Genomic DNA, 15706 nt, shown 5'->3' with positions numbered 1-15706 from the left:
AGCCCCTCCTTACATAAAAAATACCGAGCAGTGTATGCTCGGTATTTTCCAAATTCTATTCTTCTTTCGGTAAAACAATTCCTTTATACAATTGAACGGTAATGAAATAATAAATCGCGTAAATGACTACGAAAATAACAATTGGAAGCCAAATGCGGAAGTACGGATCAAGTAAAATAAAACCGAACATTTTCATTCCAATTAACACGTGTACAATTCCGACAATTGCCGGGAATAAGAACACTAAGAATAACTCTTTATAAATAGACTTCGTTAGTAATTCACGGCGCACACCGATTTTACGAAGCATGTTGTAACGCGTAATATCTTTTGATGCACCAGAAAGGATCTTAAACATTAAGCAACTTGCCATCATTGCTAGGAACGCAATTCCTAGGAAAAAGCCCATAAATACAGTTCCGCTCGCAATGCCATAAAATCCTGTATACATCGCATATTTCGTTACTAGATCATTAGCTTTTACATCTTTATATTTTGCTAGCTCCAACTCGTCAAGTTTTTTCCATTCATTTTTGTGCGCTATAAAATCATCTGTTTTTCCAATGAGGGCAATTCCTTCTTTTCCTTGCACTTCATTGTACATCTTTTGATCAACAATTTTCATAGTGTGATCACGGTATAGGTAGAATGGCTGAATATTTTTTAAAGCCTCGTCCCATTCTTCTGGAATTGCCACTGCTTGTTCTGCCTTTTCTTGACCATAGCTAGAAGTTGCACCTACAGGAAGCTCTCCCGAAGCACGTTTAAATTTACCAAAGCTTTCTTTCCCTTTACCTTCATGTACTAACGGGCGATTTTTTTCTAAATCCTCTTTTAAATAGTAAACAAATTTATCATCGACTTTATAACGATATTCATTTTTCTCATTGAATGTAATACCGTCTAAAATTTTCTTCTCTTCTGCTGTTGGATTATGAATGACTGTATCATATATTGCAAAGCCATCAACTGTCATCATTACATTATTTTTAAAAGCCATACCGCCAGAAATGGCACCTGCACCAAGAGCAACTAACATCGCTACTGTTGCTAGTACTCTCGTTAAGCTGTTAATACGGAAGTTTAGCTGTGCAAATGTAAATGCGTTAAGCCCTTTTTCGCTTCGTTTTTTATTACTTTTCAGCTTTTTAATAATAAGTGGAAGAACAGAAGCAAATAACATATACGTTCCTGATGTTATTGTAATGAGCGCAATGATGATACCAAATTGTTGTAACTTGTCCATATAAATCATAGAAGCATAACCGATTGCTAATAAAATAATTGCAAGAAATGCTACGATACCAGTCATTTTTCCTTTTACAGCAACGCGCTCTATTTGCGCATCCGCATGCACAAGCTGCAATACTGAAATACGTGATAGTTTAATACTATTCAAAATTGCTGATAACACAAATAATGCAAAGAAGAAGATACACGTAACAGTCATGGATGGAACATAAAATGCATGATAGCCGCCTGCAGTAAACTCAAGCTGCTTCATAAGCAGCTGCCCAATTCCTTGTGCCAGTCCTACACCAACTGCAATCCCGATTACAAGAGACGCTACTCCTATTACGATTGTTTCTATAAACATAAGCAATGTAATCTTATGTTTTTTTGCCCCTAACATCATATACATGCCAAATTCTTTTTGACGCAAAGATAATAAGAAAGAGTTTGCATATAAAATATAGAAGAACGTTATAATGGCTAATAAAAATGAACCAGCTTGAAAGACAAACCCAATTGCTGCAATAACAGAATTCGATTCAAGAAACGCTTTATTCATTGCAAGCGTTTGAAACATATAAAAAATAGAAATTGACATAACAAGGCCGACAAGTAAAACGATATAGTCTTTTAACTTACTTTTCAGCCCTGACATGGAAAGCTTAAATAACATGCTTGAACCTCCTTTCTTACGCTTTTTGTGTGCCTAAATCGGCAAGCACATCTAAAATTTCTTTATAAAATTCTTCACGTGTACCCTCGCGGTGAATTTCTTTATATAACTCTCCGTCTTGAATAAATAAAATGCGTCGGCAATAACTTGCACTATACGGGTCATGTGTAACCATCATGATCGAAACACCTTGTTCTTCATTTAAGTTTGTCATCGCATCTAAAAGGCTTGTTGCGTTTTTCGAATCAAGCGCTCCTGTTGGCTCATCCCCTAAAATAATTGCTGGTTCATGTACAAGCGCACGCGCCGCTGCTGAACGCTGCTTTTGTCCGCCAGAAACTTCTGAAGGGTATTTTTGAAGAATTGCTGAAATCCCTAACATTTCCGCTACTTTTTCTACTTTTGGACCAATCTTTTTAGAAGAAACGCCTTGCAGAGAAAGTGGCAATGCAATATTTTCATAGATTGATAGATTCTCTAGTAAATTAAAGTCTTGGAAAATGAATCCTAATTTTTGTGAACGGAAATCAGATAGTTCCCCTTGCTTCATTTTCGTAATATCCGTACCTGCAATTTCAACAATGCCATCCGTAGCTTTATCTAACGTTGAAATAACATTTAATAAAGTGGTTTTACCAGAACCAGATGGTCCCATAATCCCAACAAATTCCCCCTCTTGAATGGAGAATGATACGCCCTTTAATGCATGAGATTGGCTCTCACCTTTTTTACCGTATACTTTTTGAACATTTTTTACGTCAACAACTGGTGTTTTCATATAAACCCTCCTGTACTTTGTTTCCCAGCTCCTATTTTGCTCCTTTTGGACATCCTCTGCCATTGATTAAACTTACATTTAACTTACATTTTTGTAAGATAAATAAACGGCTCCATTTAAAATAAAAGCCACTCTAACAATGATATGATCTCCTTACGAGGGCTTTAGTTTTTCTGTGTTATGAGCTGCAACACAAAAAGACAGCTGAGATCAGCTGCCTTTTTGTTCAAATTCATCTTATTTGTTAGCATTAATTTCTTGTTGTAATTTCTGATTAGACTTTTGTAATTGTTGATCAAATTTTTCTAATGCAGCATTAATAGCTGTTTTGTCTTTCTTTTGAACAGCCGTTTTCAATTCTTTTTGAATACCACGTTCGCCTTGTTCTTTACCTTTACCTTTACCTTTATCTTTACCTTTATCTTTATCATGATCTTTATCTTCGTGTTTTCCAAATATCGCTTCTAATTGCTTATGCTCTTGTTCCTTTGTTAATTTTCCATCTTTTACTTGTTGTTTAATAGAATCAATTTCTTTTTTATGAGCTTCGTAAAAAGCTTTTCGTTGTGTTTTCTCTTGTGCCTCTTGTTTTTGGAAACCAGCTGTTTTATGCAATTGTTGTTCTAAGCTTTTATGTGTTGCTAAATCTTGTGTAAGTTTCGTTTTCAAATCAGAAGAAGCGTATTGATTCATGATATTCGTAAGCTCCTTCTCATGGTTACCTTTATAGTGATGTTCTGCTGTTTCATGTGTAGCTGATTTGTTAGATGTATTGGAATGATTCACTACTGCACTTCCTGCTGCTGGAGTCAATATTGTCGCTGCTAAAATAGGTGCAATCAAACTTGATCTTAGTTTCATTTAAAATTCCTCCTAAAATACGTAATGATGTTACAAGCAGAATTATCGGACATGTTCCTTAACTTTTCCTTAACTTTTAAAATGTACAAAAAAATAATAGGGGTCCTGACACAGTACAAGGTGCATTGAAACTACCCCCACCTACCGTTTCGCGCTTGAGGTGGGGGTCTTACTGCCCTGAAATAGCGGGATAAAAAATAAAACCAGGTCATATTTCGACCTGGTTTACTCTGATTGCTTTGATTTTTGTGGTTGCCCTTTTTTACGATTTCTTTGCTTCGCTTGTACCACTGGATCTAATTCATTTGAAAACTCGGCATTATGTCCGTTTTGCGTTTTTTGTTCTGGGTTATTTTGATCAGAACGTTTTGCCATTTATCTTTCACTCCTTATTAGTGCGGTGTAACGATCATTTGATGCTGCAGCTGTTGCACCGCAAGACGTGCACGATATAACTGATCGCGCTGCTCAGCAGTTGCAAAGTGCTCCATTGTTTCGATTTCTGTATAAGCTTTTTCCAATTGTAGCTGTGCATCTGAATAATCCATCTTATTGTAATGTTCTTGTCTCATGCCCATTTCTAACTGTTGTTTTGCGTATTCCATCGCTTGTTCTGCTTCATTGATGCATCGTTCAATTGCGTGACGCTCTGCCATCATGTTTCCTCCTTGCCTTTCATTTCTCCATTAGTCTATCCCTTCCATCTGAACCTTATGAGTATGTTATAATGATTTTTGCTCATATCATTGAGGAGGAATAGCATGAAAGTTCAAAATCCTTTCCCATATTCAAATGACAATAAACGTTATCATACATGGAACTATCACCTGCGCGGACATTTTGGCGAGAAAATCTTTAAAGTTTCTCTAGATGCAGGTTTTGATTGTCCAAACCGCGACGGCACAGTCGCATACGGTGGCTGTACATTTTGCAGTGCGGCTGGTTCTGGTGATTTTGCCGGTAATCGCCGTGATGATGTTGTTACGCAATATCATGAAATGAAAGAGAAAATGCATACAAAATGGAAAGATGGCAAATGTATTGCGTATTTCCAAGCTTATACGAATACACATGCTCCCATTGAAGTATTAAAAGAAAAATTTGAACCTCTCTTAAAAGAAGAAGGTGTTGTCGGTTTATCAATCGCAACTCGGTCAGACTGCTTACCAGACGATGTTGTCGAATATTTAGCTGACTTAAATAAACGTACGTACCTTTGGGTAGAGCTTGGCTTACAAACAGTGCACGAACGTACAGCACTTCTTATTAACCGTGCTCATGATTATCCATCTTATGTTGAAGGTGTAAATAAACTTCGTAAGCATAACATTAACGTATGTTCACATATCATTAACGGCCTCCCGCTTGAGGACTATGACATGATGATGGAAACAGCGCGTGAAGTTGCAAAGCTTGACATTCAAGGAATTAAAATTCATTTGCTGCACTTATTAAAAGGCACACCGATGGTAAAGCAATATGAAAAAGGACAATTAGAATTCCTTTCTCTTGAGGATTACGTAAACCTTGTTGTTGATCAGCTTGAAATCATTCCATCAGATGTCATTGTACACCGCATCACAGGTGACGGTCCGCCAAATTTAATGATCGGTCCGATGTGGAGCTTAAATAAATGGGAAGTATTAAATGCAATTGATGCTGAATTTGTACGCCGCGGCAGTTGGCAGGGCAAATATGCAAATGAGGTGAAGGAAGTATGAAGTTAGAACGCATTTTACCTTTTGCTCGCACACTGCTAGAGCGAGCTGTGAAAGAAGGGGATTATGCCGTTGATGCGACGCTTGGCAACGGTCATGACGCTTGTTTTTTAGCAGAACTTGTTGGAGAGAACGGAAAAGTATTTGGCTTCGATATTCAAGAAGAAGCAATCACAAATTCAGTCGCGCGTCTACAAGAAAGCGGATTAACTAAGCGCGCCGTTCTTATTCATGATAGCCACGATACATTAACAGCTGTATTACCGGAAAATGCAAAAGGAAAAGTAACAGGAGCTATCTTTAACTTAGGCTACCTTCCTGGCGGTGACAAAAGCATCGTCACAAAACCGAACTCAACGCTTTCTGCTATACAGCAACTATTAGAAGTAATGGCACCGGAAGGCATCATCGTTCTCGTTATTTATCATGGACATCCAGAAGGACAAGTCGAACGCGATGCTGTTGTGAAATTTGCAGGAGAGCTCGATCAAAAAGAGGCTCACGTATTGAAGTACGAATTTATGAACCAACAAAATAACCCGCCGTTTATTATTGCGATTGAAAAGCGATAAGGCACCTCGTCAATATATCGGTGCTTCGACACAAATACACCTACAAAAATACGTGCAGCGTGCGCGTATTTTTTATTGCATGCCAAAAGAAGGATTATCCGACTCAAAACAAGAATTTCTACACCCGGAGTAAGATTTAAAGTCTACAAAGGGGATGAACAACTATGATTGGAATACTAGCAGGTATGGGGCCAAAATCTACAGGACCATTCGTTGATAACGTAGTAGAACAATGCCAAAAAATTTACGGTGCGAAAGATGACATGGACTTTCCTCATATGATGATTTATTCATGTCCAACACCTTTCTATATCGATAGAACTATTGATCATACTGATATGGAAAGAGCTATTATAAATGGCGCACAAAAGCTTGAAAGTACTGGTGTTGATTTTATTGCGATGCCATGTAATACAGCACATCTTTATTTTAATCAGCTACAGAATTCACTTTCCATTCCACTATTAAATATGGTGGATGAAACGCTAAAAGAAATACCTCATCACACTAACAAAGTTGCTCTTTTAGCAACTGATGCTACTGTTCAATCTGGTATATATCAAGCAGGATTTTTAAAACGTGATATAGATTATATTCAAAAAGATAGCTGGCAAGCTAATATAAATCAAATCATATCTAAAATAAAAATAGGACAAATAGACGAGGCAAGCAAATTGTGGAGTAAACTATGCTCAGAATTAGCTGAAATGGTTGACGCTGTTGTCATAGCATGTACAGATTTGAATGTCGTATTAGAGGAAAAACACAATAATTTTCACTTTATAGATTCCTCTACATGTCTTGCCAAGGCTATTGTAAACAAATATTTATCTGATCAAAATGCAGGATAGAAGTAAAAAAGCCACTCTTTATACAACAGTATAAAGAGTGGCTTTTTGCATCACTGCGCTATTTTCTTTCGATACATCTTCCCATTCCAATAGAAAAAGCGCGAAGTAAGACCTCCATATTTTACAATGCGCCGCGCCATCTGCTGCATTTCTTTTTGCTGCGACACTTTTTGGTCTGATAAATATATACCTAGTAGTCCGCGACTGATGAGGCGGTGAAACTTCATATGCGGGATTTGTTCCAAACTTTTTTCCGCTTCTATCACAAAATGTTTCAATCTCTCAAGAGTTGCTTCTTTATTTTCATAATAACTACAAAAATTTAAATCTCCGCCAATACGGTCTTCTTCTTGGTCAATGAAATAATCAAGTAAAATATGTAATCCTTGTACATACGGAAAATATCCTTGCTTAATTTTCATAATATCTTCATCTGCTAATTCATCGTGGAACGCATACGCTACAAGACAGAAAATACCGAGCGTTGAACCTGCGCATGCGGAAAATTCAAACCAGCTCATTGGCGGGACTTTTTCACGATGCGCTGCAAACCACGTTTTTAAACGCTCTTCTCTCTCTTCTAGTTTTACATGTTTATGAATTTGCAAATCACAATAATAACAAGCAAGCTCATGAAGAATTGGTGCAATCTTGTTATAATGCTTCGTTTTTGCAAGCACGTCCTGGCACGTTTCTACCAGTTCATCTAAATAACCGCCATCATCTTGATCATCACGGTAACGATAATAATTGCTTCCTTCACTTCCTGGCGTTAACGCCGCAAGCATCGATTCATGAAGCGCCGCAAAATCATTCGGATCAAGCGATGTACTGCGGTCACATAAATTATCCAAGTAATCACTAATCGTTTGATACGCTACAATAAATCGAATACATTCTTCACGATGTTCATGGGCAAGCAGTGCTAAAATTCCGCCACCCTCACAGTGAAACGTTTTATGCTCAATACTCGCTAATGCTTGATTATGAAGTTCATCATTCGGAATATGATAGGCGCGTTCTTTCCACTTTGCGAGCTCATGGTGTACGACCGGAAACACATCTCGGTATACTTTCGCCATGAGCGTTATGGGGTTACTTGGTACTGTCACTTCTTTCTTCATCTCCTCTAATGAATATGGTTAAGCATGTTCAAAATGTATTACAAATTTCATCTGTTCATTTTTCTTTCTGAATTAAATGTGTTTCTACAAATGATTTTGCATATGCGAAAACGTCATCTTTTTCATACTCATTAAATAGCTCATGATAACAATTCGGCCATTCCTTGTATGCTTTATCACTAATTTTCAGATTATCGAACCATTTGCGGACACGTGTTTTATCTACAAGTTTATCCTCACACGCCTGCATTAGCAAGAGTGGTACATCTGGAAATTCATCGCGTTTTTCATGAGCGACTTCTACAGCTTTAATTAACTCACTATACCAACGAACTGATACTTTACGCAAGAACAATGAATCATTTTCCATCGCATCACGAACTTCATGATTGCGCGTTGCCATTTCAACTGTAATATTCGACTGAAACTGCATTTTCGGCGCAACAACATTCAGTACTTTTACAACGGCCTGAAGCGGTACTTTAGGCTTTAATACAACCCCTAAACACGGTGAAGTTAAAATGACTCCTTGCACATCCATTTTCGTTTCTTGCAGCACACGAATGACCGTTAAGCCTCCCATACTATGACCATATAGGAAAATAGGCAAGTAATATTTTCTCGCTTCTTTAATCCATGCCTTTACTTCTTCTATGTATTCATCAAATGAAGTAATATGTCCTCTATTTCTTGAAGTTGTTCCGTGCGCTGGCAAATCACCCATTACCACATGAAAACCAATATACCGCCACATTTCTGCAAGTGCCTCGTAACGACCATGATGCTCCATCGCACCGTGTACTATAACTATAACAGCTTTCGCCTCTTCTGCTTCATAATTCCACATAAAACTCCTCCGTTTCACTCTCTTTCATAATTTGCTACACTAATAGTAGTTTCTAGGAGAGGAAGATTACTTATATGATTTATCCTTATAAAGACAAAAACCCAAAAATCGCTAATAGCGCATTTATCGCTGACTATGTCACAATTACAGGCGATGTCATAATTGGTGAAGAATCAAGCATTTGGTTTAACACTGTCATTCGCGGAGATGTTTCTCCAACCATTATCGGTGACCGGGTCAATGTACAAGATCAATGTACACTTCATCAAAGCCCAGCATACCCGCTTATTTTAGAAGATGATGTATCAATTGGACATCAAGTTATTTTACATAGCTGTACAGTGAAAAAAGATGCGTTAATCGGCATGGGGTCCATTATTTTAGATGGAGCTGAAATTGGTGAAGGTGCATTTATTGGTGCCGGCAGTTTAGTACCACAAGGAAAGAAAATCCCGCCAAATACACTTGCATTCGGTCGCCCTGCCAAAGTTATTCGTGAGTTAACAGATGAAGACCTTAAAGATATGGCTCGCATTCGTCGTCAATATGTCGAAAAAGGACAATATTATAAAAGTTTACAAACAAAGTGATTTTTTAGCTGCCACTATACAGGCAGCTTTTTCTTTGCAAATCTCTACCTTTTCTTTACAAAATCTTAGTATTCCCTCAATAAAATCTTATTAAAATAAAAGTAAATCTTCAAATATATATGTAGTGAGGAGGAGAATTTTGATGAAAACTAGATCCATCAGCCCCTTATATAAAATAGAGTGCTACATCTTCAAAGGAATTAATCGCTATTTTGAGCGCAAAACATTAAACATCTTTTTTCGCACCATTACACATATAGGCGGTGCTACCTTTACAATTTCTCTCGCTCTATTCTTATTTTTTTTCACAACCGGTTCTTTACACAATGCATCAATTGCAAGTGCTATTTCCCTTGCGATTAGCCATATACCCGTGCAAATTCTAAAAAAGTTTTATCCAAGAAAACGTCCTTATTTAACAATTCTTAATGCAAAGCATCCAACAAATCCATTAGTAGATCATTCTTTTCCATCAGGACACACGACTGCTATCTTTTCTGTTATTACTCCTTTTTTATTATATGAACCAAGTATGACATTCTTGCTGCTTCCCCTAGCAATTAGCGTAGGAATTTCGCGTATTTATCTCGGCTTGCACTATCCATCTGATGTACTTGTTGGCATGTGCCTCGGAACAATATCTGGCATTACTTCTTATTATCAATTCATTCCACTTTTCATATAAGGTGAAACTTCCATCGGTGGAGAGGGTTCATCCTCACTGTTGGAAAGCTCTCACCAATCAAGCTCTTAGGGGCAGTTATCCCCCACTTACTTACTTTCTTTATTTTCTTTGCACTTTGAGGTGGAGGTATCACTACCCATTAATGGCGGGATAGAAGAAGGAGGGAATTTGATGAAAATTGCCATCTTTACAGATACGTTTACACCGCAAGTGAACGGCGTTGCGAAAACACTCGATCGCTTGACACAGTATTTGCATAAGCAAAATATCTCTTACTCTGTGTTTGCACCGCAGCATACAGCCGAAGATAACTTTGTTACCAACGTCAATAAAATAAAAAGTATTCCACTTAAACTACTGTACCCAGAGTGCCGATTCGCATTTCCAAATCCACGTTTCATCAAAAAAGAGCTATTTCAATTTCAACCAGATCTTATCCATGTCGCAACACCGTTTAACATGGGGCTTTGTGGCACGTATTACGCAAAAAAACTAAACATACCTCTTGTCGGTTCCTATCACACAGATTTCGATGCGTATTTGCAATATTATAAAATTGAATTCTTCTCCAATATGCTGTGGAACTATTTAAAATGGTTTCATGGTGCCCTGCAAAAAACATTCGTACCTTCTCTCGAAACGATGCAACAACTGCAAAAAAAAGGCTTCCAAGACTTATACTTATGGAGCCGCGGAGTAGATTGCAATCTATTCCATCCTCATTATAATCAGGACGTATTTCGAAAAAAATATAACATTACATCGCCATATATCCTCTCTTACGTTGGACGTTTAGCTCCTGAAAAAGATATTGAAACATTGCTGGCATTAATCCACAAAACAACGAAAGAACGAAAAAATGATGTTCATTGGCTAATTGTCGGAGATGGCCCTCTCGCTGGCAAAGTAAAAGAAACAATTACAGAAAATATAACATTTACTGGATATTTAAAAGGAGAAGGGTTAGCTGAAGCATATGCTTGTTCAGATGTTATGGTATTTCCTTCTTCAACAGAAACATTCGGAAATGTCGTCTTAGAATCACTGGCATGCGGCACACCCGTTATCGGCGCAAATGCAGGCGGTGTGAAAAACATTATTACACATGAAACAACAGGTTTTCTTTGTAAGCCGAAACAAACGGACTCTTTTTTATCTTCTATTTACACATTACTTGATCAAAAAGAGAAACGTGAATACATGGGGCAACAAGGTAGAAACTATGCTTTAACACAAAGCTGGGATGAAATTTTCAGTGACCTCGTGATGCATTATGAAGATGTCATTCAAAATCGAAAAGCGGAAATGCTGGCATAAAGTGAAACTTCTATATTGTACAAAATATAGAAAGAGAGGTCCTACTTCGTAGTATGACCTCTCTTTATCTTGTGTTTTTATATAACTTTATCTCAAAAAATCTATTATTATCATTATTTAACAAAAACCAGCACTGGCAAAATGAGAAGGTTCCCATTAGCCAATTACCGGCCGTGCACTGTCCCTTAGACGGGGCGGCACAATAAATATTAGTATAAAATGAGATTCCCCATTTTGCTATCCATTAAACACTATAATTGTAATTAACCTCCATAATAAGCTATATAGAACCAAAGATGTATATAATTCAACTTCATAATTGTTTCTTTACCAGTAAAAGATAATGCCTTCGATCCAATTTGTTCATATAATTCGTACTGCTGAAAGTAATTTGGGCCATAAATAAGCTTCATATAAGAATCACGCAACATACTCATATTTTAAGTGCGCATAAAAAAAAATGAGGTGATTTTTTCATGAATAATCAGCCAATGTACTTTCCGCATGTAAATTATAATCAACAGCCAGGTTATCAACAGCCAAGTTATCAACAGCCAAATTATCAACAGCCAAATTATCAACCATTCGAGGACACAAGGGAGATCGACGATGACGTCTATCGTCCCGACGATGCTGAAGATGCTCCAACATCACCACCACCGGCACAACAACCAGCAGCACCAGCAGCATTTTCTTCTCCTATACAAACGATTCAAATACGATCAGCGATGTGTAATTGTTTAGGCAGGTGGGGATTTATTGGTTTAAGAGGGCAAGGACCTTTTGGGAGGGATTTTTGGTTTTATCCAACTGAAGTTAGAAAAAATGGAGTATCTGGATATACTTGGCAAGCGGGACGCCGCCGAAAAGTAAGCTATCGATATGCACAAATTAGAAACTTTATGTGTGTCTCATAAATAACAGACTAACTATTTGAAAAGAAGAGAACCATTTTAAACTGTCAATATTTAAAATATGCAATATTGCATATTTTATAAATGGTTTACAGTGTTATAATGTGATATGAGTGAACTCTCTCATATATGCAAGATACAATATACCCTAGTATGTCATAAAAAAAGCGAAGAATTATAAACATTCTTCGCTTTTTTTTGTCATTTTTTAATTCAAAATTTAAGCTATTCAATTTCAAACATTAATATTAAGATGAACATAACGAATCCGAAAGAAGTTGATAAATATGAAAATAATATGTTTGAGAAACGGAAAAGAAGTCATTATAAGAGAGGCTTTACAAAAGGACGCTCAATCTATGATCGATTTTTATAATGTAGTCGGCGGAGAAACTGATTTTCTTTCATTCGGGAAAAATGAGTTCAGTATGTCTTTACACGATTATGAAAACTTCATAGAAACTACTGGAACAGATAATAGTTCCATCATCTTACTAGCAACAATGGATGATGAAATTATAAGTATTGCCTCCATTACCTCTAGTCCAAAAGCTAGAACGAGACACGTAGGAACACTAGGAATCGTGATCGCAGAGGAGCACTGCGGATTTGGTCTAGGTAGGATATTGATGGAAGAGCTTATCGAGTGGGCAAGATTAAATGGGACTACTAAGAAAATACATCTTGTAACTCGAGAAGACAATGATAAAGCAATAGAACTTTATAAGAAGGTCGGCTTTAAAGAAGAAGGACTATTACAACAAGATACGTATATAAATGGTGAGTATTATAATACCCTTATTATGGGTTTGATGCTTTAAATACGGATAAGTGAAACTTCCATCAGTGGGAGGTGCCCGCGCAATAGCGGGATAAACACGGATAGGAGGTTAACCCAAAACCTCCTATCCATACAAAAATTATTTGGTCATTCGCTTTATGCTTTCGTACTCTCTAACGACTTCATGTTCTCCCTCATCGACGTGATAATACTTTCGTAATACGAATGTTCATGAGGCACAAAGTTACGTTTGTCTACGGTTTTATGGATTAAAACTTTTTCTCCAGCTTCATTCATTTCGAAGCCTTCCACTATAATTCCCTCTACTTCCCCAAACCAAAGTTTAGAAAAACTATTCAATTCAGCCTTAACAACGCCTGATACTTCTTCTATTTGCAGCTTATATTCGTCCATTGTTTTTTTATTTTCATATAAGAAAACGTGAGCTAATTCTTTATCAATAAAATCTTCTATTGTAACGCAATAATTGATAATGCCTAATGATATGAGTTCATCAAACGAGACATCAATCCCCACTTCTTCTTTCACTTCGCGTATTCCATCATACACGGTTTCATGAGCTAATATATGGCCCGCAGCTGTAATGTCTAATAAATTCGGATAATCCTTTTTTGTATGACTGCGAATTTGAAAATGAATATAATCTACTCCATCTTCTCTACTTATGAACCAGCAATGAAACGTCTCATGCCAATACCCCATTTTATGTACTTCTTCACGAGTTGCAACGCCTACTGGATTTCTATGTTCATCAAATATTTTCAGTAATTCACTTTCCATTATGTATACTCCTTATTTTCAGTATCCTTCTATACTAAGTATGGTAAATAGTAGAGAAACGAACCTACAATGCTAATGATTCCAAATAAAAATGTTCCAACCGCAAACGGATGAACTGACAATTCCGTTGCTCGAAATTCTGTATGCTCATCTGTTCCTCCCACAAAACGACTTACCGCTCTTGCTTGATTATGAAATGAATTTCGAAAATAGAGTGTATTCCACGTCACGATTATCAATAAAAAGCCTCCTGTAAATAACGTCGTAAGAAGTTCAAAGTGGAAGAAAATCGATAAAAGCCACAAACTCGCTCCTTCAAAGCACATTGTCATCATCACAAATATGAAGTATAGTGCCTTTTTAGAGAGACGATTTCCAAATATTTTTCGAACATACCTTTCTATTGCTTCGAAAATTTTCCCAATAGAAAACAAAACAAGAATGAGGCCAGCACAGTACACTAGCTTTAATAACTTTACTAATAGAAAACCCACTTCCCCCCTCCGCTTCCCTTAAAATCTGTCTATGTTACAAAGCCTTATATGCATGCGAATAAGAACTTTGCCTCCTTATTTTACCGGAAGAATGATAATTTTCGGTAATTTCTTACAAAAAGGATCTGTTAATTAATAGTGTTGCTTCTTCATCATTTAAACCACCTGTTAGTACAACAAGAAAGTCGAGATATTAAGTATTCAGCCTATATTGACGAAACAAAGAATTGGAGTCACTGTCTTTGTTTATCTAAATTTTTACATATCAATTAAATGGTGGCAAATTCTCGAACGGTTGTTATAAAAGATTCCTTCTCTTCAACAAAAGGAAAATGATTACTATTCTCAAAAATTACTAATTTAGAATTTGGAATTAATGTATGCATTTCTTTCGAGTACAAAACAGGGCATTGAACATCATATTGACCACAAAGAATAAGAGTAGGGAAATTAATATGTTTTAATTTATCTCGAACATCATATGTTTTAAGGTCTTTGTTATAAGCCCTCATTCTTTTTCTAATAATTTTACTAAAGGGTCGTTCACTAAAATACTCATTATACCTTTCTGGTTTATAGAGAGACAGTTCAATCAACTTCTTATTAGCTATTCCTTTTTTTGTTTTCGAAACAAAGGGTAACATCAATGCTAAAAATATCTTGGATACCTCCTTGCGATGTTGACCAGTTTTAAAATTATATATACAACTTTCTGAATTTAAAAACTCCTTAGATGCGGAAGTATCACATAATATAAGTGAATCCAAAACCTGTGGTTTACTGGTAGCATATGTTAACCCTAAAAATCCACCCGTAGAATGTCCAGCAAAAGACCATTTTGAGTATCCTAACTCAGTTCGTATGCTTTCAAGATCTTTAACTGTCTCATTCATTGTCAGTTCATTTGAGTTTCGAGCCTTTGATGAATTTCCGGCCTGTTTTAAATTGACTAAAATAACCTTGTAAAAGGATGATAGACAATCTGCAAGAGCCGAACCTCTAATGGAGAATTCTTGATAGAGGTGTGTTATACACAAAGGTTTACCATTACCACTAATAAAGATTTCAAAGGAACCTCTTTCTGTATTTATTATTTTTTGTTCATAATTTACCAATTCATTCACCTACTTTCTACTCTTTCTAATAAACCCAATCCCCTGTCCTATCTGGGTTTTATATTACCATATATAACCATATTATTTGCTAAATTATTACTGAATCTTATTAAACTAACCCTTTGTTGAATAATGAAAGTCTACTATTGATACGTTCTTAATAAGTAACTTTCTACTATCATTTTACTTATAGAAACATCATCATTCCTATGATTCGAAATATCGAGGTATTTCGTAGCCACACCATTACTTGAGTTGCATCCAACCTTTTAATCGACTGTGATAATTATTGATGTTTTGAATATGATATAGTCCTCTTACTCGTTCTGTTCCATCTGACTTGAAACGATGC

At 36.5% G+C, this 15706-nt stretch carries 18 protein-coding genes and 1 pseudogene; 8 read left to right on the top strand and 11 right to left on the bottom strand.

Annotated elements, in window-relative coordinates; all coding sequences use genetic code 11:
• Positions 1 to 55: 55 nt before the first annotated feature.
• The 5 genes from AB1279_RS03740 to AB1279_RS03720 form a co-directional block, all read right to left on the bottom strand.
• On the bottom strand, positions 56 to 1906 hold the full coding sequence (locus tag AB1279_RS03740) for an FtsX-like permease family protein (RefSeq protein WP_429757867.1): 1851 nt from the start codon (positions 1904 to 1906) through the stop codon (positions 56 to 58).
• 16 nt (positions 1907 to 1922) lie between these two features.
• The gene (locus tag AB1279_RS03735) at positions 1923 to 2684 is read right to left on the bottom strand and encodes an ABC transporter ATP-binding protein (RefSeq protein ID WP_429757866.1); all 762 of its coding nucleotides are present in this window, start codon (positions 2682 to 2684) and stop codon (positions 1923 to 1925) included.
• Between the two features lie 237 nt (positions 2685 to 2921).
• Entirely contained in the window at positions 2922 to 3545 is a 624-nt protein-coding gene (locus tag AB1279_RS03730) for a hypothetical protein (protein ID WP_429757865.1), read from the bottom strand.
• A 225-nt stretch (positions 3546 to 3770) separates the two neighbouring features.
• A complete protein-coding gene (locus AB1279_RS03725; protein WP_003208774.1) occupies positions 3771 to 3920 on the bottom strand; it encodes a hypothetical protein in 150 nt (49 codons plus the stop codon).
• Between the two features lie 17 nt (positions 3921 to 3937).
• On the bottom strand, positions 3938 to 4201 hold the full coding sequence (locus AB1279_RS03720) for a YtzC family protein (protein ID WP_429757864.1): 264 nt from the start codon (positions 4199 to 4201) through the stop codon (positions 3938 to 3940).
• A 105-nt stretch (positions 4202 to 4306) separates the two neighbouring features.
• Between AB1279_RS03720 and AB1279_RS03715 the strand changes: the two genes are divergently transcribed.
• The 3 genes from AB1279_RS03715 (at position 4307) to AB1279_RS03705 (ending at position 6686) form a co-directional block, all read left to right on the top strand.
• The gene (locus AB1279_RS03715) at positions 4307 to 5266 is read left to right on the top strand and encodes a TIGR01212 family radical SAM protein (protein WP_429757863.1); all 960 of its coding nucleotides are present in this window, start codon (positions 4307 to 4309) and stop codon (positions 5264 to 5266) included.
• A complete protein-coding gene (locus AB1279_RS03710; protein ID WP_429757862.1) occupies positions 5263 to 5835 on the top strand; it encodes a class I SAM-dependent methyltransferase in 573 nt (190 codons plus the stop codon). The genes AB1279_RS03715 and AB1279_RS03710 overlap by 4 nt, the downstream gene beginning before the upstream one ends.
• 164 nt (positions 5836 to 5999) lie before the next feature.
• Positions 6000 to 6686: an aspartate/glutamate racemase family protein gene (locus tag AB1279_RS03705; RefSeq protein WP_429757861.1), complete on the top strand. Its 687-nt coding sequence runs from the start codon at positions 6000 to 6002 to the stop codon at positions 6684 to 6686.
• A gap of 50 nt (positions 6687 to 6736) precedes the next feature.
• On the opposite strand, the gene AB1279_RS03700 is transcribed toward AB1279_RS03705, so the two are convergent.
• Both AB1279_RS03700 and AB1279_RS03695 read right to left on the bottom strand, forming a co-directional pair.
• Positions 6737 to 7798 carry a tetraprenyl-beta-curcumene synthase family protein gene (locus AB1279_RS03700; protein ID WP_429753423.1) on the bottom strand — a complete coding sequence of 354 codons (1062 nt, stop codon included), beginning with the start codon at positions 7796 to 7798 and terminating at the stop codon, positions 6737 to 6739.
• Between the two features lie 67 nt (positions 7799 to 7865).
• Complete coding sequence (locus AB1279_RS03695) at positions 7866 to 8657, bottom strand: lysophospholipase (protein ID WP_429757860.1); 792 nt, start codon at positions 8655 to 8657, stop codon at positions 7866 to 7868.
• A 74-nt stretch (positions 8658 to 8731) separates the two neighbouring features.
• Here AB1279_RS03695 and AB1279_RS03690 point away from each other — a divergent pair, with 74 nt between their 5' ends.
• From AB1279_RS03690 to AB1279_RS03670, 5 genes are all read left to right on the top strand, one after another.
• A complete protein-coding gene (locus AB1279_RS03690; RefSeq protein WP_429757859.1) occupies positions 8732 to 9247 on the top strand; it encodes a gamma carbonic anhydrase in 516 nt (171 codons plus the stop codon).
• A gap of 142 nt (positions 9248 to 9389) precedes the next feature.
• Complete coding sequence (locus tag AB1279_RS03685) at positions 9390 to 9932, top strand: phosphatase PAP2 family protein (RefSeq protein WP_429757858.1); 543 nt, start codon at positions 9390 to 9392, stop codon at positions 9930 to 9932.
• A 171-nt stretch (positions 9933 to 10103) separates the two neighbouring features.
• Positions 10104 to 11249 carry a glycosyltransferase family 4 protein gene (locus AB1279_RS03680; RefSeq protein ID WP_429757857.1) on the top strand — a complete coding sequence of 382 codons (1146 nt, stop codon included), beginning with the start codon at positions 10104 to 10106 and terminating at the stop codon, positions 11247 to 11249.
• A 476-nt stretch (positions 11250 to 11725) separates the two neighbouring features.
• A complete protein-coding gene (locus AB1279_RS03675) occupies positions 11726 to 12166 on the top strand; it encodes a hypothetical protein (RefSeq protein ID WP_429757856.1) in 441 nt (146 codons plus the stop codon).
• Between the two features lie 284 nt (positions 12167 to 12450).
• On the top strand, positions 12451 to 12984 hold the full coding sequence (locus AB1279_RS03670; protein WP_429757855.1) for an N-acetyltransferase family protein: 534 nt from the start codon (positions 12451 to 12453) through the stop codon (positions 12982 to 12984).
• Positions 12985 to 13100: 116 nt separating this feature from the next.
• Here AB1279_RS03670 and AB1279_RS03665 read toward each other — a convergent pair whose 3' ends face one another.
• The 4 genes and pseudogenes from AB1279_RS03665 to AB1279_RS03650 all read right to left on the bottom strand — a co-directional run.
• Positions 13101 to 13745, bottom strand: a complete 645-nt coding sequence (locus AB1279_RS03665; protein WP_429757854.1) for an NUDIX hydrolase — start codon at positions 13743 to 13745, stop codon at positions 13101 to 13103.
• 29 nt (positions 13746 to 13774) lie between these two features.
• Positions 13775 to 14239, bottom strand: coding sequence for a hypothetical protein (locus tag AB1279_RS03660; RefSeq protein ID WP_429757853.1), 465 nt, complete (start codon positions 14237 to 14239; stop codon positions 13775 to 13777).
• Between the two features lie 269 nt (positions 14240 to 14508).
• The gene (locus AB1279_RS03655; RefSeq protein WP_429757852.1) at positions 14509 to 15363 is read right to left on the bottom strand and encodes an alpha/beta fold hydrolase; all 855 of its coding nucleotides are present in this window, start codon (positions 15361 to 15363) and stop codon (positions 14509 to 14511) included.
• Between the two features lie 134 nt (positions 15364 to 15497).
• Positions 15498 to 15705 (bottom strand): annotated as a pseudogene (locus tag AB1279_RS03650) (IS1595 family transposase); the annotation flags it as partial.
• Position 15706: the final 1 nt, after the last annotated feature.

The sequence above is a fragment of the Bacillus sp. S14(2024) genome, assembly GCF_050473785.1.
GTDB lineage: Bacteria > Bacillota > Bacilli > Bacillales > Bacillaceae_G > Bacillus_A > Bacillus_A yunxiaonensis.
The sequence above is the reverse complement of the archived record's forward strand: the minus strand, read 5'-3'. Positions and strand labels throughout refer to the sequence as shown.

Excerpts from the sequence above, each read along its gene's own strand:
- AB1279_RS03695 (WP_429757860.1), bottom strand. The coding sequence starts at position 8,657 with ATGTGGAATTATGAAGCAGAAGAGGCGAAAGCTGTTATAGTTATAGTA.
- AB1279_RS03740 (WP_429757867.1), bottom strand. The coding sequence starts at position 1,906 with ATGTTATTTAAGCTTTCCATGTCAGGGCTGAAAAGTAAGTTAAAAGAC.
- AB1279_RS03735 (WP_429757866.1), bottom strand. The coding sequence starts at position 2,684 with ATGAAAACACCAGTTGTTGACGTAAAAAATGTTCAAAAAGTATACGGT.
- AB1279_RS03705 (WP_429757861.1), top strand. The coding sequence starts at position 6,000 with ATGATTGGAATACTAGCAGGTATGGGGCCAAAATCTACAGGACCATTC.
- AB1279_RS03680 (WP_429757857.1), top strand. The coding sequence starts at position 10,104 with ATGAAAATTGCCATCTTTACAGATACGTTTACACCGCAAGTGAACGGC.
- AB1279_RS03690 (WP_429757859.1), top strand. The coding sequence starts at position 8,732 with ATGATTTATCCTTATAAAGACAAAAACCCAAAAATCGCTAATAGCGCA.
- AB1279_RS03710 (WP_429757862.1), top strand. The coding sequence starts at position 5,263 with ATGAAGTTAGAACGCATTTTACCTTTTGCTCGCACACTGCTAGAGCGA.
- AB1279_RS03675 (WP_429757856.1), top strand. The coding sequence starts at position 11,726 with ATGAATAATCAGCCAATGTACTTTCCGCATGTAAATTATAATCAACAG.
- AB1279_RS03670 (WP_429757855.1), top strand. The coding sequence starts at position 12,451 with ATGAAAATAATATGTTTGAGAAACGGAAAAGAAGTCATTATAAGAGAG.
- AB1279_RS03720 (WP_429757864.1), bottom strand. The coding sequence starts at position 4,201 with ATGGCAGAGCGTCACGCAATTGAACGATGCATCAATGAAGCAGAACAA.
- AB1279_RS03665 (WP_429757854.1), bottom strand. The coding sequence starts at position 13,745 with ATGGAAAGTGAATTACTGAAAATATTTGATGAACATAGAAATCCAGTA.
- AB1279_RS03715 (WP_429757863.1), top strand. The coding sequence starts at position 4,307 with ATGAAAGTTCAAAATCCTTTCCCATATTCAAATGACAATAAACGTTAT.
- AB1279_RS03685 (WP_429757858.1), top strand. The coding sequence starts at position 9,390 with ATGAAAACTAGATCCATCAGCCCCTTATATAAAATAGAGTGCTACATC.
- AB1279_RS03730 (WP_429757865.1), bottom strand. The coding sequence starts at position 3,545 with ATGAAACTAAGATCAAGTTTGATTGCACCTATTTTAGCAGCGACAATA.
- AB1279_RS03725 (WP_003208774.1), bottom strand. The coding sequence starts at position 3,920 with ATGGCAAAACGTTCTGATCAAAATAACCCAGAACAAAAAACGCAAAAC.